At 63.6% G+C, this 25593-nt stretch carries 18 protein-coding genes; 13 read left to right on the top strand and 5 right to left on the bottom strand.

What is annotated here, in order from left to right:
- Positions 1 to 45: 45 nt before the first annotated feature.
- The 3 genes from C8267_RS08080 (at position 46) to C8267_RS08070 (ending at position 4806) form a co-directional block, all read left to right on the top strand.
- Positions 46 to 1131: a M20 family metallo-hydrolase gene (locus C8267_RS08080; RefSeq protein ID WP_106634308.1), complete on the top strand. Its 1086-nt coding sequence runs from the start codon at positions 46 to 48 to the stop codon at positions 1129 to 1131.
- 81 nt (positions 1132 to 1212) lie between these two features.
- Positions 1213 to 2511, top strand: a complete 1299-nt coding sequence (argH, locus tag C8267_RS08075; RefSeq protein ID WP_106634307.1) for an argininosuccinate lyase — start codon at positions 1213 to 1215, stop codon at positions 2509 to 2511.
- Between the two features lie 402 nt (positions 2512 to 2913).
- Positions 2914 to 4806, top strand: a complete 1893-nt coding sequence (locus C8267_RS08070; protein WP_106634306.1) for a BACON domain-containing protein — start codon at positions 2914 to 2916, stop codon at positions 4804 to 4806.
- A gap of 449 nt (positions 4807 to 5255) precedes the next feature.
- Here the strand turns inward: C8267_RS08070 and C8267_RS08065 are convergent, their stop codons facing one another.
- Together C8267_RS08065 and C8267_RS08060 are read right to left on the bottom strand one after the other, a co-directional pair.
- Entirely contained in the window at positions 5256 to 6569 is a 1314-nt protein-coding gene (locus C8267_RS08065; RefSeq protein ID WP_087359665.1) for an MFS transporter, read from the bottom strand.
- A 308-nt stretch (positions 6570 to 6877) separates the two neighbouring features.
- Positions 6878 to 7867: a polyprenyl synthetase family protein gene (locus C8267_RS08060; protein WP_087359662.1), complete on the bottom strand. Its 990-nt coding sequence runs from the start codon at positions 7865 to 7867 to the stop codon at positions 6878 to 6880.
- A 103-nt stretch (positions 7868 to 7970) separates the two neighbouring features.
- Between C8267_RS08060 and C8267_RS08055 the strand changes: the two genes are divergently transcribed.
- From C8267_RS08055 to C8267_RS08010, 10 genes are all read left to right on the top strand, one after another.
- The gene (locus C8267_RS08055) at positions 7971 to 10520 is read left to right on the top strand and encodes a YfhO family protein (protein WP_158699765.1); all 2550 of its coding nucleotides are present in this window, start codon (positions 7971 to 7973) and stop codon (positions 10518 to 10520) included.
- A 292-nt stretch (positions 10521 to 10812) separates the two neighbouring features.
- A complete protein-coding gene (locus C8267_RS08050; RefSeq protein ID WP_106634305.1) occupies positions 10813 to 11694 on the top strand; it encodes a cell division protein FtsX in 882 nt (293 codons plus the stop codon).
- A 13-nt stretch (positions 11695 to 11707) separates the two neighbouring features.
- Positions 11708 to 11968, top strand: coding sequence for a DUF3098 domain-containing protein (locus C8267_RS08045; RefSeq protein WP_087359656.1), 261 nt, complete (start codon positions 11708 to 11710; stop codon positions 11966 to 11968).
- Between the two features lie 95 nt (positions 11969 to 12063).
- A complete protein-coding gene (locus tag C8267_RS08040) occupies positions 12064 to 12861 on the top strand; it encodes an undecaprenyl-diphosphate phosphatase (protein WP_106634304.1) in 798 nt (265 codons plus the stop codon).
- Positions 12858 to 13601 (top strand): tRNA pseudouridine(55) synthase TruB, encoded by a 744-nt coding sequence (gene truB, locus C8267_RS08035; RefSeq protein ID WP_106634303.1) that lies wholly within the window; start codon positions 12858 to 12860, stop codon positions 13599 to 13601. Before C8267_RS08040 ends, truB begins: the two co-directional genes overlap by 4 nt.
- A gap of 46 nt (positions 13602 to 13647) precedes the next feature.
- A complete protein-coding gene (gene queA / locus C8267_RS08030) occupies positions 13648 to 14697 on the top strand; it encodes a tRNA preQ1(34) S-adenosylmethionine ribosyltransferase-isomerase QueA (protein WP_087359647.1) in 1050 nt (349 codons plus the stop codon).
- A 92-nt stretch (positions 14698 to 14789) separates the two neighbouring features.
- Positions 14790 to 15596 (top strand): glycogen/starch synthase, encoded by an 807-nt coding sequence (locus C8267_RS08025; protein ID WP_087359644.1) that lies wholly within the window; start codon positions 14790 to 14792, stop codon positions 15594 to 15596.
- On the top strand, positions 15580 to 17274 hold the full coding sequence (locus tag C8267_RS08020) for a DUF4270 family protein (RefSeq protein ID WP_106634302.1): 1695 nt from the start codon (positions 15580 to 15582) through the stop codon (positions 17272 to 17274). Before C8267_RS08025 ends, C8267_RS08020 begins: the two co-directional genes overlap by 17 nt.
- 107 nt (positions 17275 to 17381) lie before the next feature.
- The gene (topA, locus tag C8267_RS08015; RefSeq protein ID WP_106634301.1) at positions 17382 to 19682 is read left to right on the top strand and encodes a type I DNA topoisomerase; all 2301 of its coding nucleotides are present in this window, start codon (positions 17382 to 17384) and stop codon (positions 19680 to 19682) included.
- A 58-nt stretch (positions 19683 to 19740) separates the two neighbouring features.
- Positions 19741 to 20943 carry an aminopeptidase C gene (locus C8267_RS08010; RefSeq protein ID WP_087359636.1) on the top strand — a complete coding sequence of 401 codons (1203 nt, stop codon included), beginning with the start codon at positions 19741 to 19743 and terminating at the stop codon, positions 20941 to 20943.
- Between the two features lie 1053 nt (positions 20944 to 21996).
- On the opposite strand, the gene C8267_RS08005 is transcribed toward C8267_RS08010, so the two are convergent.
- From C8267_RS08005 to ftsZ, 3 genes are all read right to left on the bottom strand, one after another.
- Positions 21997 to 22551: a 4'-phosphopantetheinyl transferase family protein gene (locus C8267_RS08005; protein WP_234025736.1), complete on the bottom strand. Its 555-nt coding sequence runs from the start codon at positions 22549 to 22551 to the stop codon at positions 21997 to 21999.
- A 176-nt stretch (positions 22552 to 22727) separates the two neighbouring features.
- Complete coding sequence (gene gldE, locus C8267_RS08000) at positions 22728 to 24005, bottom strand: gliding motility-associated protein GldE (RefSeq protein ID WP_106634300.1); 1278 nt, start codon at positions 24003 to 24005, stop codon at positions 22728 to 22730.
- Between the two features lie 69 nt (positions 24006 to 24074).
- Positions 24075 to 25400, bottom strand: a complete 1326-nt coding sequence (gene ftsZ / locus C8267_RS07995) for a cell division protein FtsZ (RefSeq protein WP_106634299.1) — start codon at positions 25398 to 25400, stop codon at positions 24075 to 24077.
- Positions 25401 to 25593 lie beyond the last annotated feature (193 nt).

The raw sequence follows: 25593 nt of genomic DNA, 5'->3' as shown, positions 1-25593 counted from the left end.
CAAGACAAGGCCACAACAACAGACGAACCAAAGAGACGGAAAACCATGCAGGAGAACCTTCACCACGCAGCCGACGAGGCCGTCGGGCTGCTGCGCGAGCTCATCGCGCGCCCCTCGCACTCACGCAGCGAGGAGGCGACGGCCGGGCTGCTCTTCGACTTCCTTGCCGAGCGCGGGGCCGCCCCCGAGCGGCTCCACAACAACGTCTGGGCCCGCGCCGAGGGGTTCGACCCCGCGCGGCCGACGCTGCTGCTCAATTCACACCACGACACCGTACGCCCCGCGGGCGGATATACGCGCGACCCCTACACCCCCACCGTCGAGGGCGACCGGCTCTACGGTCTGGGGAGCAACGACGCCGGGGCTTCGGTCGTCTGCCTGACGGAGACGTTCCTCGCCTGGCGGCAACGGCCGCTGCCGTTCAACCTCGTGCTGGCGCTCTCGGCCGAAGAGGAGTGCATGGGCGAGCATGGGATGCGGGCGCTGCTGCCGGCGCTCGGGCGCATCGACATGGCGCTCGTGGGCGAGCCCACCCGCATGCAGGCGGCCGTCGGCGAGCGGGGGTTGGTCGTGCTCGACTGCACGGCCCGCGGCCGCAGCGGCCATGCGGCGCGCGGCGAGGGGGTCAACGCCCTCTACATCGCGCTGGACGACATCGTACGGCTGCGCACGCTGCGCTTCGAGCGCTGCTCGGAGCTGCTGGGCCCCGTGGGCATCGCCGTGACGCAGATTGAGGCCGGTACGCAGCACAACGTCATCCCCGACCGGTGCCGCTTCGTGGTCGACGTCCGCACCACCGACGCCTACACCAACGAAGAGACGGTCGAGCTGCTGCGCCGCGAGCTCCGCTCCGAGGCCGTGCCCCGCTCGACACGCGTCTGCGCCTCGGCCCTCGCGGCGGAGCATCCGCTCTGCCGCGCCGCACGGGCCGCCGGCTGCACGACCTTCGTCTCGCCGACCACCTCCGACATGGCGCTCATGCCCTTCCCCTCGCTCAAGATGGGGCCCGGCGACTCGGCCCGCTCGCACACGGCCGACGAGTACGTGCGGCTTCCGGAGCTTGAGGCCGGCATCACCGGCTACGACACCTTCATCGAGGCGCTCCGCCGCGAGGCGGAACACCTCGGCTGACCCTTCGGCGGGGAGCGCCCCACGGCGGCGCACTCCGCACGCATGTTTCACCTTTCACCCGAAAAAACGCAACATACCGATATGGCAGGAAAACTCTGGGACAAGGGCTTCGAGCCCGACGCACACATCGAAGCCTACACTGTGGGCAACGACCGCGAACTCGACCTGCGGCTGGCCCGCTACGATGTCGAGGGGTCGCTGGCCCACATCACGATGCTCGAGAGCATCGGACTGCTCACCCGCGACGAACTGGAACGGCTGACGGCCGGATTGAAGGAGATTGCCGCCGAGATTGAGGCGGGGCGCTTCGAGATTGAGCCCGACACCGAAGATGTACACTCGCAGGTCGAGCTGCTGCTCACCCGCCGTCTGGGCGACGTAGGCAAGAAGATTCACTCGGGCCGTTCGCGCAACGACCAGGTGCTCGTCGACCTCAAGCTCTTTCTGCGCGACGAGCTGCGGCAGACGGCGGCGGCCGTCCGCACGCTCTTCGACCGGCTGCAGGAGCTCAGCGAGCGCTACCGCGACGTGCTGATGCCGGGCTACACCCATCTGCAGGTGGCCATGCCCTCGTCGTTCGGTCTCTGGTTCGGCGCCTACGCCGAGACGCTCGTCGACGACCTGCGCCTGGTGGCGGCCGCCTACCACATCGCCAACCAGAATCCGCTGGGCTCGGCGGCGGGCTACGGCTCGTCGTTCCCGCTCGACCGCACGATGACCACGCGGCTGCTCGGCTTCGAGACGCTCCACTACAACGTCGTGGCGGCGCAGATGAGCCGCGGCAAGTGCGAACGGGCCGCCGCCAACGCCATTGCGGCCGTCGCCGCGACCGTCGGGCGGCTGGCCATGGATGTCTGCCTCTTCATGAGCCAGAACTTCGGCTTCGTCTCGCTGCCCGACGAGCTGACCACCGGCTCGAGCATCATGCCCCACAAGAAGAACCCCGACGTCTTCGAGGTGATGCGGGGGCGCTGCAACCGGCTGCAGTCGGTGCCCAACGAAATCGCCCTGCTGACGACCAACCTGCCGTCGGGCTACCACCGCGACCTGCAGCTGCTCAAGGATATCCTCTTCCCGGCGACAAGCGAAATCCGCCGCACGCTCGCCATGTGCACCTTCATGGTGGGCAACCTGCGCGTCAACACCCACATCCTCGAGGATGCGCGCTACGACTACCTCTTCACGGTCGAGGAGGTGAACCGGCTGGTGCTCGAGGGGGTTCCCTTCCGCGAGGCCTACCGCCGCGTCGGCATGGAGGTCCAGCGGGGCGAATACCGTCCCGTCAAGGAGGTGCACCACACCCACGAGGGGAGCATCGGACGGCTCTGCACCGAGGAAATCCGCCGCAAGATGGAGTCGGTGATGAAGGAGTTCGAATAACGCCACAGGCACCGCACCACGGGCGCAACGACCGTACGGGCCGCCGCTCTGCAGCAGGAAGGGCTTCCGAAAGGGAACCTCCACGGGGCAGGGCGGCGGCCCTTTTTTTCGCTGCGAGAGGGCCGCCGGGGCAAAAAAATCACTTTTTTTCTAAAAAAATTATTGTTCGCCTCCGGAACCTGCCGCGGCACAAATGTAACCAAACGAAACTCTTTTCTTCCAAAATCGTAAGCCCAATCCGGCAAAAACGGCCCGAAACCCCGCTCCGCGCCGGAGCCGGCCCGCCCCCGGGCACTTGCATAATTGCCTCAAACGACTAACTTTGTAAAAAGGATTGCTCCTCCGGGGCACTCCTTTCCCTTTTTTCCCACATGTTTCACCCCCTTAAAAACATTTGTGCTTATGAAGAGATTTTGGACCCATCGGTGCTTTGCGGCGCTGTTTGCCGTGCTGCTGTTGACGACAACCGGTTGCAAGGAGGACAATGCGGAGGAACCCGCTCCCCCGTCGAACGTGACGACGACCCTGCAGCCTGAAGTGGTTCCCGCCGAGGGAGGAACGATAACCATCACCTGTGCCATCGAGAATCCCGTGACGTCGGCCCGCCTCGAGGCCCGCACCGACGAGGAGTGGATAACCAACCTCACCGTGCTCGAGCAGGAGGCCAAGGTGACGGCCGTCGCCGCCGCCAACGAGCTTCTGGAGGAGCGCACCGGTACCGTGACGCTCGCCTACGACGGCAAGGAGTACCCCGTCGAGATAACCCAGTCGGCCCGCGTGCTGCCCTATGCGCTCACGGCGACCGGGATAACCCACTGCGACGCCCTCATCAGCGTCGTGCCCGTTGACAAGGAGGCCGCCTACTACTCGGCCGTCGCCCCAGCCGAAGGGTTCGATGCCGCCACCATCGCCGCACAGAACCTCGCAGCCTTCACCGCCGCGGCCGAAGAGGCCGGCCAGAGCCTCGAGGAGTACCTCGCCACCGTCACCCGGAGCGGCGACGCGGAGTACCACCCCGCACGGCTGACCCCCGAGACCTCCTACGTGGCCTACGCCTACGGCATCGACCAGACGGGCGCCGCAACGGGCGAAGTGGTCGTATGTCCCTTCGACTCGCAGGCCGTGGCCGAAGGCGAGATGACCGGCTGCACCATCGCCATCGAGGCGCAGAGCCTCACCTCGACCTCGGTAGCCGTCCTCTTCAAGCCCTCCGACCCCTCGGCCTATTACTACTACGAGATGTTCGATGCGGCGGGCTACGAGGAGGTGCGCGACAACCTGCCGGCCCATATCTACAACTACTACATCGAGCAGGTGACCGACTACTGGTCGCTCGAGATGGCCGTGAAGTACTCGAGCGCCTATGGTGAGAAGACGGTGCAGAGCAAGGAGCTCACCCCCGAGACGACCTACTATGCGCTGGCCGTGGGCGTGAACCTCGAAGGACTCATCAACACCGAGGTGGCCGTGCTCGAAATCACCACCCCCGAAGAGACCCCCATCAACTACGGCTTCACCTTCAGCACCGACGCCGTGACGGCCACCGGAGCCACCGTGACGGTCACCCCCAACGACGTGCGCGCCTTCTACTACTGGGACGTGATGACCGACGCCGAGTACACGGAGCTGAACGGCGACGAGGAGAAAATCGCCGCCTACTTCCTCGAGAAGATGGATGCCAAGCGCATCGAGCAGTACGGCGACTACGCGATGTTCTTCCCGCTGCCCAGCTACATCGTCTCGCAGTGCTCCGAAGGGTTCGACGGGCCGGACAGCTACACCTTCGGCACGCTCTCGCCCGCAACGACCTACCATCCCTACGCCTTCTGGGTTGACCAGGAGACCGGAGAGCCCTCCTCGGAGACCTCCTTCGGCGAGGCCTTCACCACCAAGGAGCTGACCTTCTCGAACGCCGCGGCCGAGCCGACGCTCTGGCTCACCGACGGAGACGACTGGGCCGACCTCAGCCCCATGGGCTACATGTTCCTCCGCGGGCTGGCCGTCCCCGGCGCACGCCTTGAACCCAATGCCGACGCCGCGCACTGGTATTCGAACATCTACAAGGCTGCAGACATCGCCTCGACGGATGACCTGCTGCTGGGCTCGTCGCTCATCAACAGCAGCTACAACATGGACAAGAGCTCCTACAACCTCTCCTACGGCGTGGCGTGGGACGACACCGAGTATGTGATTGTCAGCATCGCCGTCGACGCCGAGGGCAACCGCGGCGAGCTGCGCAAGGTTCCCTTCAAGGTCGACAAGTCACTGGTCGAGGAGCTCACCGAGCTGCCGTAACGGCCGCGGCCGCGGGCGGAGGAGGTCCCTGCCTTCGCTCCGGCCGGCGGTCGCCGGCCCCGAAGAGGGCCGGTCCGGAGCATTGACGGCCCTGCGAAGGTTCGGGCCGAATGGTTGCAAGCCCGAAGGGTTGCAGGCCCGAAAAGTTGTTGGTCCGAAAAGCTGTTGGTCCGAAAAGCTGTTGGTCCGAAGGGTTGCAGTCCCGAAAAGCTGTTGGTCCGAAGGGTTGCAGTCCCGAAAAGCTGTTGGCACGAAGGGTCTCAGGCCCGGCTCCGCAGGCCATCCTGCCCGCCGCCCGAACCCGGGGCTTCAGCTCCTCCACATCGGCTCTCCGCGGACATGGGCCCCGGACTCCGGAGACGACAGCGGCCAAAACGGCAACGCCCAAAACGAAGCGTCCCGCCTCCACAGAGAGGCGGGACGCTTTTTCGTTGCGGTGCGGAAGCGAATCAGTCGACCGGAATATCCTTGTTGACGTTCTTCGAACCGACGAGCGCGTAGTAGAGGATGTAGCAGAGGCAGAGGATGATGACCCAATAGCTGGCCAGATAGCCGGCCAGGTCGGCCACGTAGCCCTGGATGAGCGGAAGGATGCCGCCGCCGCAGACCATCACCATGAAGATGCCCGAGCCTACCGAGGTGTACTTGCCCAGACCCTCAACGGCCAGGTTGAACAGGCCGCCCCACATCACCGAGGTGCAGAGGCCGCACAGCACGAAGAAGACCACGCCCACGGGAACGCTCGCCAGACCGAAGCTGATGTCCGAACGGAAGACGGGCATCGAGACCGTGGCGGTCGTCGGAGCGAAGATGCCGATGAGGACGAAGATGATGGCCAGAGCGCTGACGAAGGCAATTTGCACGCGGCTCGAGACCTTGGCGCCAACCAGACCGCCCAGCAGACGGCCACACATCATCAGGAACCAGTAGGTGCCCACCACCGAACCGGCGATGGCCGTGTCGAGCCCCATGCCGACGGCGCCCGAGGCCCCGTCACGCGCCGAGGTGAGGAAGAGGTTGATGAAGTTGGGGATGCCCACCTCGACACCCACATAGATGAAGATGGCCACCGTACCCAGTACGAAGTGACGGAACGACATGGGACCGTACTTGTCGTTGGCGTCCTTCTTCTCCTCGAGGGCGTAGGGTTCGGGAATCTGCATGAGCCACAGCACGATGAATGCCACGGCGAAGATGCCCATTGCGATGAAGAGGGCGGGAGCCGCGTCGCTCAGGCGCGCCTTGGCCACGTCACCCATGAGGTAACCCACCAGCACGGGGACAATCGTCGCCGAGATGGAGTTGAGTGAACCGCCGAACTGGATGAGCTGGTTGCCGCGCTTGCCGCCGCCACCCAGCGTGTTGAGCATCGGGTTGACCACCGTGTTGAGCATGCACATCGAGAAGCCCGAGATGAAGGCGCCGACCAGATAGACATAGAAGGGGGCAAACGAGGTGCCGTCGCCCGAGCCGGTGCGGCCGGCGAGGAACTGGACACCCACGCCGATGAAGCCGACGGCGATGGCGGCCAGCGCCGTCTTCTTGTAGCCGATGCGCTTGAGCATCAGACCTGCCGGAAGTCCCATGAAGAAGTAGGCGATGAAGTTGGCGGCATTACCCAGCTGCGACATCCAGTTCGGAAGGGCGAACTGATGCTTGACGATGACACCCAGAGGGTTGGTGAGGCCCGTCACGAAGGATATCATCGCAAAGAGCGCGAACATCATGATGATGGGCAGGATGTAACTTTTTTTCTGTTCCATTACGAGTTTATTTAGGTTTTTGTTCTGTCTGTTCCGTCATCCGGCGACGCACTCACTCACATACACGCTCTTCACTCCTGCTCACCGATGTCTGTTTTTCATGTCATGTGTCATGCTCCGCACCGCCGCATCTGCGGCCCGGCACTTCCGGCCCACGGACAGCTCCGGTCCTCCGCTCCCCGTCTGCACTTCCGGCCCCGGGTTCTCCGACTCTTTCGCTCTTCCGGCCCCGGGTTCTCCGTCTCCCTGCTCCCTGGCCGCACTCCCGGCCCCGGGTTCTCCGGCTCCTTCGCCCCCCGGGCAGCGGCTCAGCGGTCGCGCTCGGCGACGTAGGCGCAGAGGTTGGCCAGCGCCGTACGGGCGGGCGAATCCTCGTAGGTCGAGAGCAGGTCGAGGGCCCGCCGGAGGTATCCCTGCATCACGCGGGCCGCAGCCTCGAGGCCACCCTCCTCGACCACCGTACGCTGGAGCAGCGCCACCGACTCCTCGTCCTCGTGGCAGCGGGCCAGACGCTCCAGCAGCTCGCTGCGGCGCTCCGCGTCGACACGCTCGAGCACGTCGAGCAGCGGCAGCGTGATTTTGCCCTCGCGCAGGTCGTTGTTCGAGGGCTTGCCGGTGCGGGCCGACGGCGAGAAGTCGAGGATGTCGTCCTGAATCTGGAAGGCCATGCCCAGCGCCTCGCCGAAGCTGCGCATAAGCTCCACCCGTTCGCGGGGCGCACGCACGGCCAGCGCACCGACCGAAGCGCTCGTTCCGAGCAGGCTGGCCGTCTTCTTATGGATGATTTCGAGGTAGCTCTGCCGCGTGGTGTTCTGCTTCTCGGCGCAGTCGCTCTGGAAAATCTCCCCTTCGCAGAGCGCCGTGATTGAGTTGCAGACGTGGGTCACCAGGTCGAACTGACCGCTCGAAAGACCTATGTTCATATTACGGGCCAGGATGTAGTCACCCAGCAGCACCGCCTTGCGCGACTGCCAGCGGGCGTTGACCGAGGCCCGTCCGCGGCGCTCGGCCGACTCGTCGATGACGTCGTCGTGGATGAGCGACGCCACGTGAATCATCTCCACAAGCATCGCCGCCAGCGAGACGCGCGGCCCCAGACGTTCCGTCTTCACGGGCGCATTCATCGCCGCCGAGAGCATCACCAGCGTGGGGCGAATCCCCTTGCCGCGCGACGAAAGCGCATAGCGCAACATCTCTTCGAGCAAATCCCCTTCTGCCGTAAACTGCCGGGCCACAAACGCATCAAACTCCTCCAGGTCGGCCGCCACGGGTTTGCGGATTATATCGAGTGTTATCATAAACGGATACTCTTTTGCTTCGCAAAGATAGTTATTTTTCGCCACAACGACGCGCGAGTAAATGTTTTTTCGTACCTTTGGCAGTCGGTTAACCACTGAAACGATGAATTTTCCGAACGATACGAAGGCCCGATGGATGGCCCCGGCAGCGGCCCTGCTGCTCTTTCTGGTGGTGAGCATCTTCTACTTCGCGCCCCAGTTCCGGGGCGAGGTGCTGCCCCAACACGACGTGCTCCAGTACCGGGGCATGAACAGCGACATCGAGCGCACGCGCACCCAGACGGGCGAGGACCCGCAATGGACCGGAGGCATGTTCGGCGGCATGCCCGCCTACCTGATTAACGTGGCCTATCCGGCCCAGCTGGTCAAGCAGAGCGTCGGCCGCATCTCGAAAATCATGGACATCCCCGCCTCGCTGCTCTTCTTCTCGATGGTGGCCATGTGGCTCATGCTCCTCATGTTCGGCATCAACCCCTGGGTGGGCATCGTCCCGGCGCTGGCCTACGGACTCTCAACCTACTTCCTGCTGAGCATCGGCGCGGGCCACATCACCAAGATGTGGGCCGTGGTCTACGCACCGCTGATGATGGGCGGCGCGTGGATAACCCTGCGGGGCAACATGTGGGTCGGCGGCGCGCTGACGGCGCTGGCCGCCTCGCTCGAAATCGGCGCCAACCACCCCCAGATTACCTACTACTTCCTGCTGGCGATGGGGCTCTTCTGGCTCTCGGAGGGCATCGTTGCGCTCCGGCAGCGCCACCTCGCCTCGTTCGCCCGCCGCACGGCGGTGCTGGCCGCAGCGGGAATTCTGGCCGCCGGCTCCAACTTCTCGCCCCTCTGGTACACGCTCCAGCACTCGAAGGAGACCACGCGCGGCGGCTCGGAGCTCGCCGAGGCGGGCGAGGAGACCTCCCGCGGCCTCGACCTGGAGTATGCCACGGCGTGGAGCTACGGCCGCGCCGAGAGCTTCAACCTGCTCGTGCCCGACTTCATGGGGCGCGACTCGGCCACCGGCTTCTCGTCCGACGGCGAAGTGGCGGCCGTATTGAACGACTACGGACTGCGCGGCGCCGCCGAACAGCTGCCCGCCTACTGGGGCGAGCAGCCCTACACGGGAGGCCCCACCTACCTCGGCGCCGCGGCGCTGATGCTCGCCGCGCTGGGCATCGCCCTGGCCAGCGGCCGCAACAAGTGGTGGCTCGTGGCGGCCAGCGTGGCGGCGCTGCTGCTCGCCTGGGGCCACAACTTCATGGGACTCACCCAACTGGCGTTCAAATACCTGCCCGGATACGACAAGTTCCGCACCGTGACGATGATTCTGGTTATCGTGCAGTGGGCCGTGCCGCTGCTGGGCGCGCTGGCGCTCATGCCGCTGTGGCGGGGCGAGGTGCCGCGCCGCAGGCTGTTGCGGGCGCTGGGCTGGTCGGCCGGCATCACGGGCGGCCTCTGCCTGGTACTGGCGCTGGGCGGCGGGTCGCTCTTCGACTTCGGCCGCACGGAGAGCACGACCTTCATGACCGACCAGTTCCACCACATCTTCCAGGCCAACGGCATGCAGGAGTACATCGACCGCGGTGCCGACGTCGAGTGGGGCGAGGCGGCGGGTGCCGCCATGGCGGCCGAACGGGCCCGGATGATGAGCGCCGACGCATGGCGTTCGCTGCTCTTCGTGGTGCTGGCGGCCGGATGCGTGGCGCTCTACGCCTTCGGGCGCATCCGGCGCGGGGCGCTGGTGGCGCTGCTGGGCGTGGTGGTGGTCGCCGACCTGCTGCCGGTCGACCGCCGCTTCCTCTCCGACGAGAACTTCGTGCCGGCCCGCCGCCAGCAGATTGTACCCACGGCGGCCGACAAGGAGATACTGGCCGACAAGGGTGAGCCCGGATACCGGGTCTTCAACCTCACGGTAAGCCCCTTCAACGACGCCACGACCTCCTACTTCCACCGCTCGGTGGGCGGCTACCACGGCGCCAAGCTCTCCCGCTACCAGGACCTCATCGACCGCTACCTCTCCAACGGCGACGAGCAGGTGCTCGACATGCTCAACACGCGCTATCTAATCGTCCCGGGCGACGACGGCACCCCGCAGGTCGTGCGCCGCACGACGGCCTTCGGCGCCGCATGGTTCGTCGACAGCCTTCTCGAGGCCTCCACGCCCCGCGAGGAGATTGAGCTGCTGGGGCAGGTCAACCTCCGCACGACGGCCGTCATGGCGGAATCGGCACGGGAGGCGATGCAGGGATTCCGGCCCGCGAAGGAGGACTCCCTCGCCACGGCGCGCATCACCCTGACGGAGTACCGGCCCAACCGCCTCGTCTATGAATACAGCGCCCCCCGGGAGGCGATGGCTCTCTTCTCGGAAATCTACTACGACAAGGGCTGGCGTGCCTTCGTCGACGGGCAGGAGGCCCCCTACTTCCGGGCCGACTACCTGCTGCGGGCCATGCTGCTCCCGGAGGGCGACCACACCGTCGAGTGGCGTTTCCGCGCCCCGGGCTGGGGTGCGGCCGAGACGGTGACGGGCATCTGCTCGGCGCTTATCCTTCTGGGAGCCGTCGCGGCGCTCCTCCTCTCGCTGCGCCGCCGGAAGGTTGCCGGCACCGACACGGAGCAGCCCGACGGGCCCAAGCCTCAGAAAGGGCAGAAGGGCGAATAGTCCGCCCGGGCAGGGCAACCGGGGACCGACCAGGCAGGGCGGCCGGGGGAAATATGCCGGGATGCGGCGGGCGGAGGAATAAGCCGAAGCGCAAGCCGGGGAGCCGCGGAAAGCCACAGGAGACCAAAGGTGACTGCGAAGAGTGGTCGGGTGCCACGGAAAGCCACCGGAAAACCGCCGGAAAAAGCCACCGAGAGGCTTCGGGAAGTTGCAGTGCAGGAGGCAACCTGGAAAAATGCTGGAAAAACGCCGGTCGGGGCCGCAGGGTCGGCCGGCAAATCGGAGACAAGAGATGAAAGACGACAAGAGACTCAAGCGGAAAGTCCGCAATTCATACATCGTATCGACCGTCAGCGTGGCGCTGGTCCTCTTTTTGCTGGGGTCGGTGGGATACCTGATGGTCGCCGCCATGAAGATGGCCGACACGCTGCAGCGGAGCATCGCCGTGACGGTCGAACTGCGCAACGGACTCTCGGAGGAGGAGCGCGAGGCCATCAACCGCACGCTGACGGCCGAAGAGCTGGTGGGCACCATCGCCTTCTCGTCGAAGGAGGAGAAGATTGAGGATGCCGAGTTCCGCAAGATGTTCGCCAGCGAGTTCGAGGAGCTGCTGGGCGAGAACCCCCTGCGCGACTCCTTCGAGCTGACCCTCACGGCCGGCTCGTCGGACGAGGAGCAGCTCGACGCCTTCATCGCCCGCACGGAGGCGCTCGAAGGGGTGGAGTGCGTCTCCTACCCGGCGCAGGTGGCCCGACAGATGCACGCCACGGTGGGCAAGATACGGCTGGTGCTGCTGCTCTTCGGCGGCGCGCTGCTCGTCATCTCGCTCATCCTGCTCAACAACACCATCCGGCTGGCCATCTTCTCGAAACGCTACCTCATCAACACGATGAAGCTCGTCGGCGCCACCAAGTGGTTCATCATGAAGCCCTTCCTGGCCAGCAGCGTCACCCAGGGGCTCGTTGCCGGAGTGGTCGCCTCGCTGCTCTTCGCCGCCACGGTCTACGGGCTGAACGAGGCGGTGCCCGAGCTGCTGACCATCGCCGAGGCGACCAAAATCGCCATCATCGTCGTCGCGATGCTACTGGGGGGCGTGGTCATCTCGCTCCTCTTCACGCTGGTGGCCCTCAACAAGTTCGTCAACATGAAGTCCAACAAGATATATCTTTACTGATACCGATTCACCGATGAAAAAAGAGCACAAAACGCCTTCGGAGCAGAGCGACCCCCGCATGCCCCTCACGCGGCGCAACTACATCCTGCTGGCCGTCGGCTTCGCCGTCATCCTTCTGGGGTTCATCCTCATGGCAGGCGGCGGCAGCGACTCGCCCGACGAATTCAACTACGCCATGTTCTCGTGGCGGCGCATCACGCTGGCCCCGATTCTGGTTGTCGGAGGATTCGTCATCGAAATCTTCGCCATCATGAAGCGCTTCCGCAACGAATAAACCCGCCCGACGGTCGCTCGCGTCGCTGCGCCCCGGCCCCAGTGACCCGTCCCGGCGCGGCGCCTCCGCACAACGACAAAAAGCCTATAGAAACAATGGATACACTGCAAGCCATCCTGCTCGGAATCGTGCAGGGCATCACCGAATTCCTCCCCGTCTCGAGCAGCGGCCACCTTCAGATTGCCAAGGAGCTGCTGGGCGTCGAGCTGGAGGAGAACCTCTCGTTCGACGTCACGCTCCACGCCGCTACGGTGCTGAGCACCATCGTCGTCTTCTGGCACGAAATCGTCCGCCTCATGCGGGGGCTCTTCTCGCGCCGCTTCAACGAGGAGCAGGCCTACGTGCTCAAGCTCCTCCTCTCGATGCTCCCCATCGGCATCGTGGGCTTCCTCTTCAAGGAGCAGCTCAACGCGCTGCTCGGCTCGCCCGCCATCCTGGCCATCGTGGGGGCCATGCTGTTGCTGACGGCCGCCCTGCTCGCCTTCGCCTACTACGCCAAGCCGCGCCCCAAGGAGCAGATTTCCTACCGCGACGCCCTGCTCATCGGCGTGGCGCAGGCCTGCGCCGCCATGCCCGGACTCTCGCGCTCGGGCTCGACGATTGCCACCGGCCTGCTGCTGGGCAACCGCAAGGCCGCCGTGGCCCAGTTCTCGTTCCTCATGGTGCTGGCCCCCATCATGGGCGAGGTGCTGCTCGAGGCCGCAAAGGGGGAGCTGTCGGCCGGCATCGGCACCGTGCCGATGCTCTGCGGCTTCCTGGCCGCCTTCATCTCGGGATGGCTCGCCTGCCGCTTCATGATTGAAATCGTCAAGCGCGGCAAGCTCATCTGGTTCGCACTCTACTGCGCCGCCGCCGGCATCGTCTCCATCCTCAGCTACACGCTCCACGCATGACGCCGCAACACGACCTGCGCGATGTAAACTTCGAGGAGGGGTACATCGCCGTCATCGACAAGCCGCTGCGCTGGACCTCGACCGACGTGGTGCGCAAGGTGAAGTTCGCCCTGCGCCGCGCCGGCTACCGCAAAATCAAGGTGGGCCACGCCGGAACGCTCGACCCGCTGGCCACGGGCGTCCTGCTGGTCTGCATCGGCCGCGCCACCAAGCAGGTCGACGCCCTGCAGGCCGAGGAGAAGGAGTATGTGGCCGACGTGATGCTGGGGGCCACCACCCCGAGCTACGACCTCGAGCACCCCGTCGACCAGACCTACCCCATCGACCACATCACGCGCGAGGGGGTCGAGCAGGCGCTCGCCGCCCTCACGGGCGAACGGCTCCAGACGCCGCCCCTCTACTCGGCCAAGAAAATCGAGGGGACGCGCGCCTACGAACTGGCCCGCGCCGGCGAGGAGGTGGCGCTGCGCCAGGCGCTCATCACCATCTACGAGCTGCGGCTCGAGGAGTACGACCTGCCCCGCATCCGCATCCGCGTGCGCTGCAGCAAGGGGACCTACATCCGCTCGCTGGCCCGCGAAATCGGCGAGGAGCTCCACAGCGGCGCCCATCTGACCTCGCTGCGCCGCACGCGCAGCGGCGGTTTTACGGCCGACGAGGCGTGGCAGCTCGACGATTTTATGAAAAAACTCTCGGAAATTGAAACAAAAAAGACTTTTCCACGTATAGAAAAATACTGATTGTTTGTTGTTTCAAGCGTCGAAAAGTCAAATTTCTCAACATATCATGAAACTTTCGCAATACGGCTACGACTTCAGCCCCGACATGCTGGCCAAATATCCGGCGGAGAACCGCGACGAGGCGCGGCTGATGGTCATCAACCGCTCGAAGGGTACCATCGAGCACCGCATCTTCAAGGATATTCTCGACTACTTCGAGGAGAAGGACCTCTTCGTCTTCAACGACACGAAGGTCTTCCCGGCCCGCCTCTACGGCAACAAGGAGAAGACGGGGGCCGAAATCGAAATCTTCCTGCTGCGCGAGCTCAACCGCGAGCTGCGGCTATGGGACGTGCTGGTCGACCCGGCGCGCAAAATCCGCATCGGCAACAAGCTCTACTTCGGCGACGACGACCTGCTGGTGGCCGAGGTCATCGACAACACCACCTCGCGCGGCCGCACGCTGCGCTTCCTCTTCGACGGCTCCTACGACGAGTTCAAGGCGGCGCTCTTCAAGCTGGGCGAGACGCCCCTGCCGCGCTGGGTGCGCGAAAAGGTCGAGCCCGAGGATGCCGAGCGCTACCAGACCATCTTCGCCCGCCACGAAGGGGCCGTGGCTGCCCCGACGGCCGGCATGCACTTCTCGAAGCACCTGATGAAGCGCATGGAAATCAAGGGGGTCGACAGCGCCTTCATCACGCTCCACGTGGGTCTGGGCAACTTCCGCACGGTCGACGTCGAGGACCTCTCGAAGCACAAGATGGACTCCGAGCAGTTCTTCGTCACGGAGGAGGCGGCCGAGGCGGTCAACAACGCCAAGCGCAGCGGCCACAAGGTGGTCTCCATCGGCACGACGGTGATGCGCACGCTCGAGACGGCCGTCTCGACCAACGGCATGATCAAGCCCATGGAGGGGTGGACCAACAAGTTTATCTTCTACCCCTACGACTTCACGGTGGCCGACGCCATGGTCTCGAACTTCCACCTGCCCTACTCCACGCAGCTGATGATGGTGGCGGCCTTCGGCGGCTACGACACCGTCATGAACGCCTACAAGGTGGCCAAGCAGGAGGGCTATCGCTTCGGCACCTACGGCGACGCGATGCTGATTCTTTAAGAAATTTTTCGTATCTTTGCACGGACGCATCCCTGCATCGCCGGGCCGACGCTCCCCCGAGGCAGGGTGCCATTCACCGAAAACAGTCTGTCATGGCATCAAAGATTCTGTACGTGTGTCAGGAAATCGCCCCCTATCTGCCCGAAACGGAGGAGGCGAAGCTGTGCCGCATGCTTTCGCAGGCAATGCAGGAACGCGGGAATGAAATCCGCACGTTCATGCCTCGCTACGGGTGCATCAACGAACGGCGGCACCAGCTGCACGAGGTAATCCGCCTCTCGGGCATGAACCTCATCATCGACGACAACGACCACCAGCTCATCATCAAGGTCGCCTCGATACCCTCGGCACGCGTGCAAATCTACTTCATCGACAACGACGACTACTTCGCCCGCAAGGCGGTGCTCAAGGATGCCGACGGCAACTACTTCGCCGACAACGACGAACGGGCCATCTTCTTCGCCCGCGGCGTGCTCGAGACGGTCAAGAAGCTGCGCTGGACCCCCACGGTGGTCCACTGCCACGGCTGGCTCGCGAGCGTGGTGCCGGTCTACCTGAAGCGAATCTTCGCCGACGACCCCATCTTCAGAGATGTGAAGATTGTCGTCTCGCTCTACGACGACAGCTTCCCCGGTGAACTGGAGCGTGAGTTCCGTACGAAAATCGCCCACGAAGGGGTCAAGGACAAAAATCTGTCGATTCTCGAGGCCCCGTCATACGAAAATCTCTGCCGCTTCGTTATGAAGTATGCCGACGGTGTGGTCGTCGGCTCCGCAGGAGCGGATGCCGCGGTCGTCGAACTGGCCCGCCGCAGCGGGAAACCCCTGCTCGAGTACCAGTCGCCCGACGAGGCAGACTTTTTCGACAATTACAACCGATTCTATGAAGCACTCCAATAACCTCAGCCGTGTGCTCCGGAGCCTGGCCGTCGTGGCCGCCGCCGGAGCGATGACTTTTGCAGGTTGCACGAAGGTGGACGACACGCTGGGCTCGAACCTCATTCCCGAAAACCAGGAGTTGAAGGCGGGCTTCACGACCCTCGGCGGGCGTCTTGCCAACGGAGAGTTCAACCCCAACAAATACTTCGAGACGCGCCTCTACCAGACCGATTCGATTATCTCGTCAAACCTCGGCTCGGGCTACATGGGCACGATGCTCAGCGACACGTTCGGACTGCGTACGGCGGGCTTCCTCTCGCAGTACGTGAGCTACTACGCCGTCGACTCGGGATACTTCGGCTACCGGCCGATTTTCGACTCGGCGCAAATCATGCTCGGCATCAGCAGCTACACGGGCGACACGCTCCAGCCCCAGACCTACTACGTCTACGAGGTGCTGAGCAACAAGTACATCACCGAAAAGCCTCTGGGCGAGGGGAAGAGCGAGCGCGACTCGAACTACTACCTCAACTTCGACCCCGTAAAGGAGGGCATCATCTCGGCCGACTCGAAGCCGCTCTTCGAGTTCACCTTCCCCGACGGGAAGAAGACCGGCCCGGCGACCACCGCCGTGACGATGACGGCCACCGACGAGGGGCGCGCCTTCGTGCGGCGTCTGATGCTGCAGGAGGGCAAGTACAAGGACGACTACTCGGTCTACAGCCTCGACAGCATCGAGCAGTTCATCGAGGAGTTCAAGGGGCTCTACATCATCCCCAAGGAGGATGCCACCTCGGGCGGCGCCGTCTATACGACGAAGCTCGAATCGACCGGCCTCTCAATCTACGGACGTAACCGTCTGGAGAGCGACCCGACGCTCATCAAGGATACCATCGGACTGGTCTTCTACTTCTACGACGAGCAATCCAAGGCGGGCAACCTCTCGGTCAACACCATCCGTCGCGACTACAGCAAGGCGACCGTCAGCGGCGATTTGCGCATCAACCTCGACGACGCGGTCGAAACGAACGAGGCGCGTCCCGAGAACCGCCGCATCTTTGTCGACGGCATGGGCGGCGTCCTCTCGGAGCTGACCTTCACCGAGGAGTTCTTCAAGGAGCTGGAGGCCGTGCGCCAGCGGGAGAACGAGCTTGCGCAGCGCAAGGACCCGGCGCTCTGGTACACCAACATGGGCGTCAGCCAGGCGAAGATGTCCATCTACTTCACCGACAGCGACTACGACTGGCAGAGCATCCCCAACCTCAGCTCGCTCATCGACGAGATGGACCGCTCGATGGAGCGTCTGGGCTCCTATACCAACTTCAAGAAGCTCTCGGGCATCTCGGACTACGCCTACGCCTACGAGCAGCAGTACAGCTCGACGCTCTCCTACGGCGGCTACATCAACCGCAGCCGCGGCTGCTACGTGCTCGACATCTCGGCCCATCTGCAGGAGCTGTGGAACAGCTACATGAAGGAGAAGAAGCGCCTGGGATTCGAGCGCCTCTCCTACGACGAGCTCACCTCGGAGGAGAACTGGGGCCGCATCGACTGGGACAACATCGAGAAGCGCTCGTTCTACATAGGTCCCGAAGCCTACTCGCTCTTCACGCCGACCCACGCGGTCATCCAGGGCGAGAACGACGGTCAGAACACGGCCCCCATCCGGCTCGATTTGACCTACACGATGCTCAAGTAAACGAAGGTGCAGAACAAGCAACCAAGCAGGAAAAAGAAAATACCGACCGCGGACAACCTAAGTGCGATACTTAGGTTTTCGCGTTTTAGGACAGAGAGATACAGAACATGCAGGAAAATTTAGTAATCGTCGAGTCCCCGGCCAAGGCCAAAACCATCGAGAAGTTCCTCGGCAAGGACTACGTCGTCAAATCGAGTTTCGGACACATCCGCGACCTGGCCAAGAAGGACCTCGGCATCAACATCTCGGAGGGGTTCAAGCCCGTCTACGAAATACCGAGCGACAAGAAGAAGGTGGTCGACGAGCTGCGGAAGCTCTCGCAGAAGACCAAGACCGTCTGGCTCGCATCCGATGAAGACCGCGAAGGAGAGGCCATCGCATGGCACCTGACCGAAGTGTTGGGTCTCCCCGTGGACCAGACCAAGCGCATCGTATTCCATGAAATCACCAAGCGGGCGATTCTCGACGCCATCGAGCACCCGCGCACGGTCAACATGAATCTGGTCAACGCCCAGCAGGCGCGCCGCATTCTGGACCGTCTGGTGGGCTTCGAGCTCTCGCCCGTGCTGTGGAAGAAGGTGCGGCCGGCGCTCTCGGCGGGCCGCGTGCAGAGCGTTGCCGTACGGCTGCTCGTGGAGCGCGAGCGTGAAATCATCGCCTTCCATTCGACCCCCTACTACCGCGTCGTGGCGCAGTTCCACGCCGCCGACGACCCCGACAAGACGCTCTTCAAGGCCGAGCTCTCGTCGCGCTTCGAGACGCGCGAGGAGGCCGAGGCGTTCCTGCGCAGCTGCATCGACGCCACCTTCACGGTGGCCCGCGCCGAGGAGAAGCCCGCACAGCGCTTCCCGGCGCCGCCGTTCACCACCTCGACGCTCCAGCAGGAGGCGGGCCGCAAGCTGGGCATGAGCGTCTCGCAGACGATGTCCGTGGCGCAGCACCTCTACGAGCAGGGTCTCATCACCTACATGCGTACCGACTCGGTCAACCTCTCGCAGCAGGCGCTGGCCCAGTGCAAGGAGGAGGTCATCAAGCTCTACGGTGAGAAGTACTCGCGCTGGTATAACTACAAGACCAAGACCAAGGGGGCCCAGGAGGCCCACGAGGCCATCCGTCCGTCGTACATCGACCGCCAGACGATTGAGGGCACGCCGGCCGAGAAGCGGCTCTACGACCTGATTTGGAAGCGCACGGTCGCCTCGCAGATGGTCTGCGCCGAGCTCGACCGCACGACGATTGTCATCGACATGTCGGGCTCGCAGCAGCAGTTCGTCGCCACGGGCGAGGTGATTCGCTTCGACGGCTTCCTGCGCCTCTACTCCGAGTCGACGGACGACGAGCAGAGCGAGCAGAGCGGCGAGGGCCTTCTGCCGAAGATGGCGAAGGGCGACCGGCTGCTTGCCCAACAGATTACCGCCACGGAGCGCTTCACGCAGGCCCCGGCCCGCTACAACGAGGCTTCGCTGGTCAAGCGGCTCGAGGAGCTGGGCATCGGCCGTCCGTCGACCTACGCGCCGACCATCACCACGATTATCAACCGCGGCTACGTGGTCAAGCAGAGCAAGGAGGGGCAGAAGCGCACCTACACGCAGCTCACGCTCGCCGACGGGCGCATCTCGGAGAAGAGCCTCACGGAGAACTTCGGCAAGGAGAAGAACCGCCTCCAGCCCACCGACATCGGCATGGTGGTCAACGACTACCTCGAGGCGCAGTTCAGCCCCATCATGGATTACAACTTCACGGCCAACGTCGAGAAGGAGTTCGACCGCATCGCCGAGGGCGACATCACGTGGGAGAAGATGATAGAGAACTTCTACGGTCCCTTCCACCAGATGGTCGACAAGGCGATGGGGACGCAGAGCGACAAGTCGAACATGACGCGCATCCTGGGCACCGACCCCACGACGGGCCACGTGGTCAAGGCGCGCATCGGCCGCTACGGCCCGATGGTCGAGATTGAGGGTGCCGCGGGTGAAAAGAGCCGCTACGCCTCCCTGAAGAAGGGTCAGCTCATCGAGTCGATTACGCTCGAGGAGGCGCTCGAACTCTTCTCGCTGCCCCGCAACGTGGGCGTACTCGACGGCGAGACGCTCATGGTGGGCATCGGCAAGTACGGGCCCTACGTGCGCTACGGCAAGAGCTTCGCCTCGCTGCAGCGCGGCGACGACCCCTACACCATCACCTACGAGCGGGCCGTCGAGCTGATTCGCGCCCAGCAGGCTGCCGCCGCTGCGGCCCACACCCCGCTCAAGAGCTTCGACGAGGAGCCAGAGCTGCTGGTCAAGAACGGCCGCTACGGACCCTACATCGCCTACAAGGGGAAGAACTACCGCATCCCCAAGGGGCGCAACCCCGAGGAGCTGACGCTCGAGGAGTGCCGCGACATCATCGCCCACTCGAAGAAGTAGCAGCCGGCCGTAGCGCCGAAACAGGAAAACGAATATTCACAAACCCAAAAACCGTATCATGAAGAAACTTCTGACCCTCATCGCGCTCTGCGGGGCCCTCACGGCCGGAGCGCAGACGCCCACAGCGGCCGACACCGCCTCGGGCTACCGCTTCACCGACCTCAAGGTGCTGCGCACGACCCCCGTCAAGGACCAGAGCCGCAGCGGCACCTGTTGGTGCTACTCGACGATGACCTTCCTCGAGAGTGAAATCCTCAAGGCCGGCGGCCCCGAGATGCACCTCTCGGAGATGTGGATTGTCCGCCACTCGTTCATGGACAAGGCCGAGAAGTACATCCGCATGCACGGCACCATCAACTTCGCCGAGGGAGGCGCCTCGCGCGACGTGACGGAGGGCATCAAGGCCCACGGCATCGTCCCCTTCGAGGTCTACCCGGGCTTCAACTACGGCACGCCCAAGGCCGACTTCCACGAACTCTCGCTCGTGCTGAAGAGCTACCTCGACGCCGTGCTGAAGGCCAACGAACAGAGCAACAAGGCCCTCTCGACGGCCTGGAAGCGCGGCTTCAACGCCCTGCTTGACGCCTACTTCGGCCCGATGCCCGAGCGCTTCACCTACGAGGGCAAGGAGTACACGCCCGAGACGTTCGCCGCGTCGCTCCCCATCGAGTTTGACAACTACATCGACATCACCTCCTTCACGCACCACCCCTTCTACGAGCCCTTCATCATCGAGGTGCCCGACAACTGGATGTGGGGCCAGGCCTACAACCTCCCGCTCGACGAGATGATGCAGGTCATCGACCATGCGCTCGACGAGGGCTACACCGTATCGTGGGGCACCGACGTGAGCGAGAAGGGCTTCAGCCGCACCAAGGGCATCGGCATCGTTCCCGAGGCCGACCTCGAGAGCATGAGCGGCACCGAGGCCGAGAAGTGGGGCAAGCTGACCGACCGCGAGAAGGAGGCTGCGCTCTACAAGTTCGACAAGCCGGGCAAGGAGCTCACCATCACGCAGGAGCTGCGCCAGACGGCCTTCGACAACTTCGAGACGACCGACGACCACGGCATGGTGATTGTCGGCACGGCCAAGGACCAGGCGGGCAACAGCTACTACAAGGTGCAGAATTCGTGGAACACGGTGCCGCCCTACGACGGCTTCTGGTACTTCTCGCGCCCCTTCGTAGCCTACAAGACCACCTCGATTATGGTCAACAAGCAGGCGCTGCCGAAGGATATTCGCAAGAAGCTCGGACTCTGACCCGCCACCGTGCGCAACAACCGCAAGGGAGCCCTGCCGGATAACCGGCAGGGCTCTCCTGTTTTATCCGCACGACAGCATGCCGCAGCAGCACAACCCCGGCCGCCACGTACAGTCACTTACCCTTCCGCAGAGCAGGCACAACCACCGCAACACCTCGGCATACATATTCCCCACCGTCCCGACGCCTCGGACCACCCCACCGACGCCGGGCACTGCCTCACCTCGCCGCCGGGCCCCTACGCTCCAACTCCCCGTCGCAACTCGCCCGCTCCATTCAAGACACTCCCCTGCCGCCGAACACCGACCCCACACCGTCCCAACCCTCGGACCACCCCGCCGGCGCAGGATTCAACCGCACCGCCGGGCACAAAAAAATCCGGCTCTGCGAGCCGGACCTATTCATTTGTCAGTAATTTTTCAGTAAAAAACAGGCGATTACATCTCGCGCAGACGAATGCTCTCACCCAACATAATCAAAGCGGTGCGTACCCACTGATTAATCCTTGCTCTCATAACTAACTAAATAATTTTAATTAATTCTTAAAATATTTTATCATTTATGACGGGTGCAAAAGTAATGCAAGGAAAGGAAATGTGCAAGAATTTTATTCAAAATATTTATTAAATATCTAAATTTTTTGAATAAACTAACTGCAATCGGGTACAAACCTTGAAAGGCTACGCGGCTCGAAAAACATTTACAGATTAAATTACAGATACATACAACAATGGAGCCGGCAAAGAAAGAGAAGAGGGGAGGGGACGGAAATGAGGGGTAGCCAAAAAAACGACCCCGGAAACAGCCGCAAAAAGGGAACTGCCCGTCACACAAGGGAGGTGTAAAGCTACTGGGGGGGGAGACGGGGGAAGAACAGGAGAGAAAGAGTGGAACAGGGAGGGAAGACAAAGCGGAAGACAGAGCGGAGCGAAACAGAGAAGAACAGAGAAGAACAGAGAAGTACGGAAAAGTACGGAAAAGTACGGAGAATAGAAAAGGGAAGAGAGGAATAGAAATGGTGTGAACCCCGAAAAATGTCCGGGAAGAGCGCCTCAGCAGCGCCAGACAACCACGCAGTCGTCGATGCAGCGCAGCTGCAGCTCGAGCGGCTCTCCGCCGCAGATGCGCCCTACGATACGCCCCGCTTCAAAGTCGACCCCGAGCACCTGCACGTCGCGCTGCAGCTCCAGTTCGCGTCGCCCGGCATACTTGTAGAGCGCCTCCTTGGCGCACCAGAGCGCCGCACCGAGCCGTTCGTCCGTCGAGAGCGTCCGCTCCCGGGGGGTCATGCAGCGGGCAAGCGCCGCGCCGAAGTTACGCGACACCGACTCGATGTCGACGGCACACCGCTGCCGCGAGATGCAGACGGCAACCCGCTCACGGCAGTGCGACACCCCGATGAAGTACCCCTCGGGCGAGGTGACCACCGGAGCCCCCACCCCGTTGTAGCCAATCACGGCGTCGCGTCCCAGCTCGCGGCGCACCAGCGTCCGCCAGGTGAGGTATTCGCTCCGGCGCCGCGCGGAGCCGAAGCGGGCCGCCTCGGCGCGCTCCTCCTCCGTAGTCCAGAGGTCGGTCTCGGCCGCCGCAAGCGGCTCGGAGAGCAAGAGCTTCCCGGGAGCAACGGCTGAATGGGGTGCCGCTGCAGAAGAGGGTGCCGCTGCAGAAGAGGCTGTCGTATCGGAAGGCATCGCCGCGTCGGAGGAGGTTGTCTTGACGGGCGCGGGCGTAGCGTCAGAAGAGGAGGTCATGGCCGGATGGGGCCTCGCGCCGGAGGGAGTCGTCATGGCAGCGTCACGAGAATCTTGTCGATGCGGTGCCCCTCGACCTCCTGCACCGTGAAGCGGATGTCGTGCGTCGTGAAGCTGTCGCCCTTGCGCGGGAAGTCACGCTTGAGCTCCAGCATCAGCCCCGCCAGCGTCTCGGCCTCGCCCTTGACGTCGGAGAAGAGGTCCTCCTCCAACTCGAGCACCCGCTCGAAGTCCCCGATGTGGGTCTTGCCGTCGAAGAGGTAGTTCTTGGCGTCGAGCCGCGTATAGAAGCTCTCGACCGTATCGCTCTCGTCCGAGATTTCGCCCACAATCTCCTCGATGATATCCTCCAGAGAGACCAGACCGAGCGTCGAGCCGTACTCGTCGACCACGATGGCCATGTGGACCTTGTTGCTTTGGAACTCGGCCAGCAGGTCGTTGATTTTCTTGTGCTCGGGGACGAAGTAGGCCTTGCGGATGAGGCGCTGCCAGGCAAAGTCGTCGCCGTGGTTGATGTAGGGGAGCAGGTCCTTGACGTAGAGCGTGCCGCGGATGTTGTCCACCTCGTCCTCGTAGACCGGGATGCGCGAGAAGCCCGACTCGATGATGACCCGCTTGACGTGCTCGTAGCCCTCCGTAATCTCGATGGCCGTGATGTCGACGCGCGGCTTCATGATTTCCTGCACCTCGGTATTGGCGAAGTTGACGATGCCCGAGAGCATCTCGTGCTCCTCGGGCGAGGAGCTCTGCGTCATGTCGACGGCATCGGCCAGCTCGTCCAGCGAGAGCTCGCTGCGGTGGGCCGCCTTCTCGCTGATGCGGCTGCTCGTGCGGACCAGAATGTAGGAGAGCGGGTAGAAAATCCAGCGCAGCATCAGCAGCGGACGCGCCGCGAAGCAGGCGAAGCGCACCGGCACCGTCTGAGCGAAGACCTTGGGGAGAATCTCGCCGAAGAGCAGCAGCAGGAAGGTCACCAGCACGCTCTTGAAAAGGAACTCGAAGCGCAGGAAGGTGAAGGTGGCGTCGATGACGTTCGACGTCAGGATGACGATGCAGATGTTGACCAGGTTGTTGACCACCAGAATCGTGGCCAGCAGCAGTTCGACGTTGCCCAGCAGTTTGAACACCCCTTCGCTCGAAGCCGAGCGGCGCTCGCGGATGCGGCGCACGTCGTTGTGCGAGAGCGAGAAAAAAGAGGTCTCGGCACCCGACACGAGCGCAGAGACCATCAGCAGACAGAGCGAGACGATGCACAGCACGACGGTATGCGTCGTCACTCCGTTGAATGCTATCCAGGAACCGGTTTCCAAAGTTTGCGTGTGTTAGTATGACATCGGAAGGGGCCTCCGCACATGGAGGGCGCCTCCCCCATCGGTGGCTCAGTCGAAGAGCGACCCGCCGTGCGGCTCCTGGCGGTGTGCGTTCTCCGACGCATCGTCGCGCAGCACCTCCTTGCGGCCGCCCGAGACCTGGACGACGAACTTCGAGTTGCGGGTCTGGTAGGCGGGGCGGCTCAGCAGCGCATCGATGTTGCTGTAACGAGTCGACTTGGCCCCCAGCACCACCTGCTCGGGATGCACGCGCTGCGTCTCGGCAGCCGCCGCGGCCGGCTTGATGGGGATGAGCTCCGATTCGGCCGCCTGCTTCTCGCGCAGCGTCTGCGCCGTGCGGCGGGGCGGCACGGGCGACATGCCGTGCTCCTCGTCGTCGTTGTCGAAGCCCGTGGCGACCACCACCAGCTCGATGGCGTTGCCCAGCTGCGGCTTCTCGCTCGTTCCCCAGATGATGTTGGCGTTGTGGACCGTGCCGTCCTGGTCCTCCACCGTGGCGTGCATCTGGATGTACTCCAGAATCCGAACCACCTCCTCGTACATGAGCTCCTCGGCATTGGCCACCGAGATGTTGAGCAGGATGTTCTTCGCACCCGAGATGAGGTTGTGGTCGAGCAGCGGCGAGCGCAGCGACGCTTCGGCCACCGCCTCGGCGCGGTTCTCGCCCTCGGCCGTGGCGACGCTCATGTGGGCGCGGCCGCTGTCGCGCATCACTTTCGAGACATCGGCGAAGTCGACGTTCACCAGGTCGCTCTCGACCGTGATGATTTCGGCGATGCCCTTGGCGGCCGAGGCCAGGATGTCGTCGGCCTTGCCGAAGGCCTGCTTGAGCGAGAGGCGTCCGTAGATTTCGAGGATGTTCTCGTTGTTGATAATCAGCAGCGAGTCGACGTTGCGGCGCAGCTCCTCGATGCCGCGGTAGGCCTGGTCGTAGCGGATGCGCCCCTCGACGGCCAGCGGCGAGGTGACGATGGCCACCGTGAGCAGCCCCATCTCCTTGGTCAGCTTGGCGATGACGGGCGAGGCGCCCGTACCGGTGCCGCCGCCCATGCCGGCGGTGATGAAAATCATCCGCGTGCCCGACTCCTCGAGGTACTGCTTGATTTCGGGCAGCGTCTCGACGGCAGCCTTGCGGCCGTTCTCGGGGTCGTTGCCGGCGCCGAGGCCCTCGCTGCCGAGGCGGATTTTCTTCTCCACGGGGCTCTTGTCGAGCGCCTGCTGGTCCGTGTTGCAGACCATGAAGTCGACACCCTTGATACCCAGGTTCCACATGTGATTCACGGCATTGCCGCCGGCACCGCCGACGCCCACCACCATGATTATCGAGCCGTCCGTCCTCGTAGCCTTGATTTCGGACATCAAATCGTCAGTCATATCGTTTCGTAACTCTCTCTTTGGTCAAAAACTCGACAGCCGCACGCCTTCGCGGCACAGCCGTCCAACTCTCTCTTGCTTCAGGCCTCCGGCCCGGTTCCGCCGCCTTATCTACTCTGCGCTTCCCCGGATGCTCCCCGGCTGCGTCACTCCCCGGCTTCCGCCTTACCTGTGGTCTCCGGACGCACTCCGG

Source organism: Alistipes sp. Marseille-P5061 (assembly GCF_900290115.1).
Taxonomy (GTDB): domain Bacteria; phylum Bacteroidota; class Bacteroidia; order Bacteroidales; family Rikenellaceae; genus Alistipes; species Alistipes excrementigallinarum.
The sequence above is the reverse complement of the archived record's forward strand: the minus strand, read 5'-3'. Positions and strand labels throughout refer to the sequence as shown.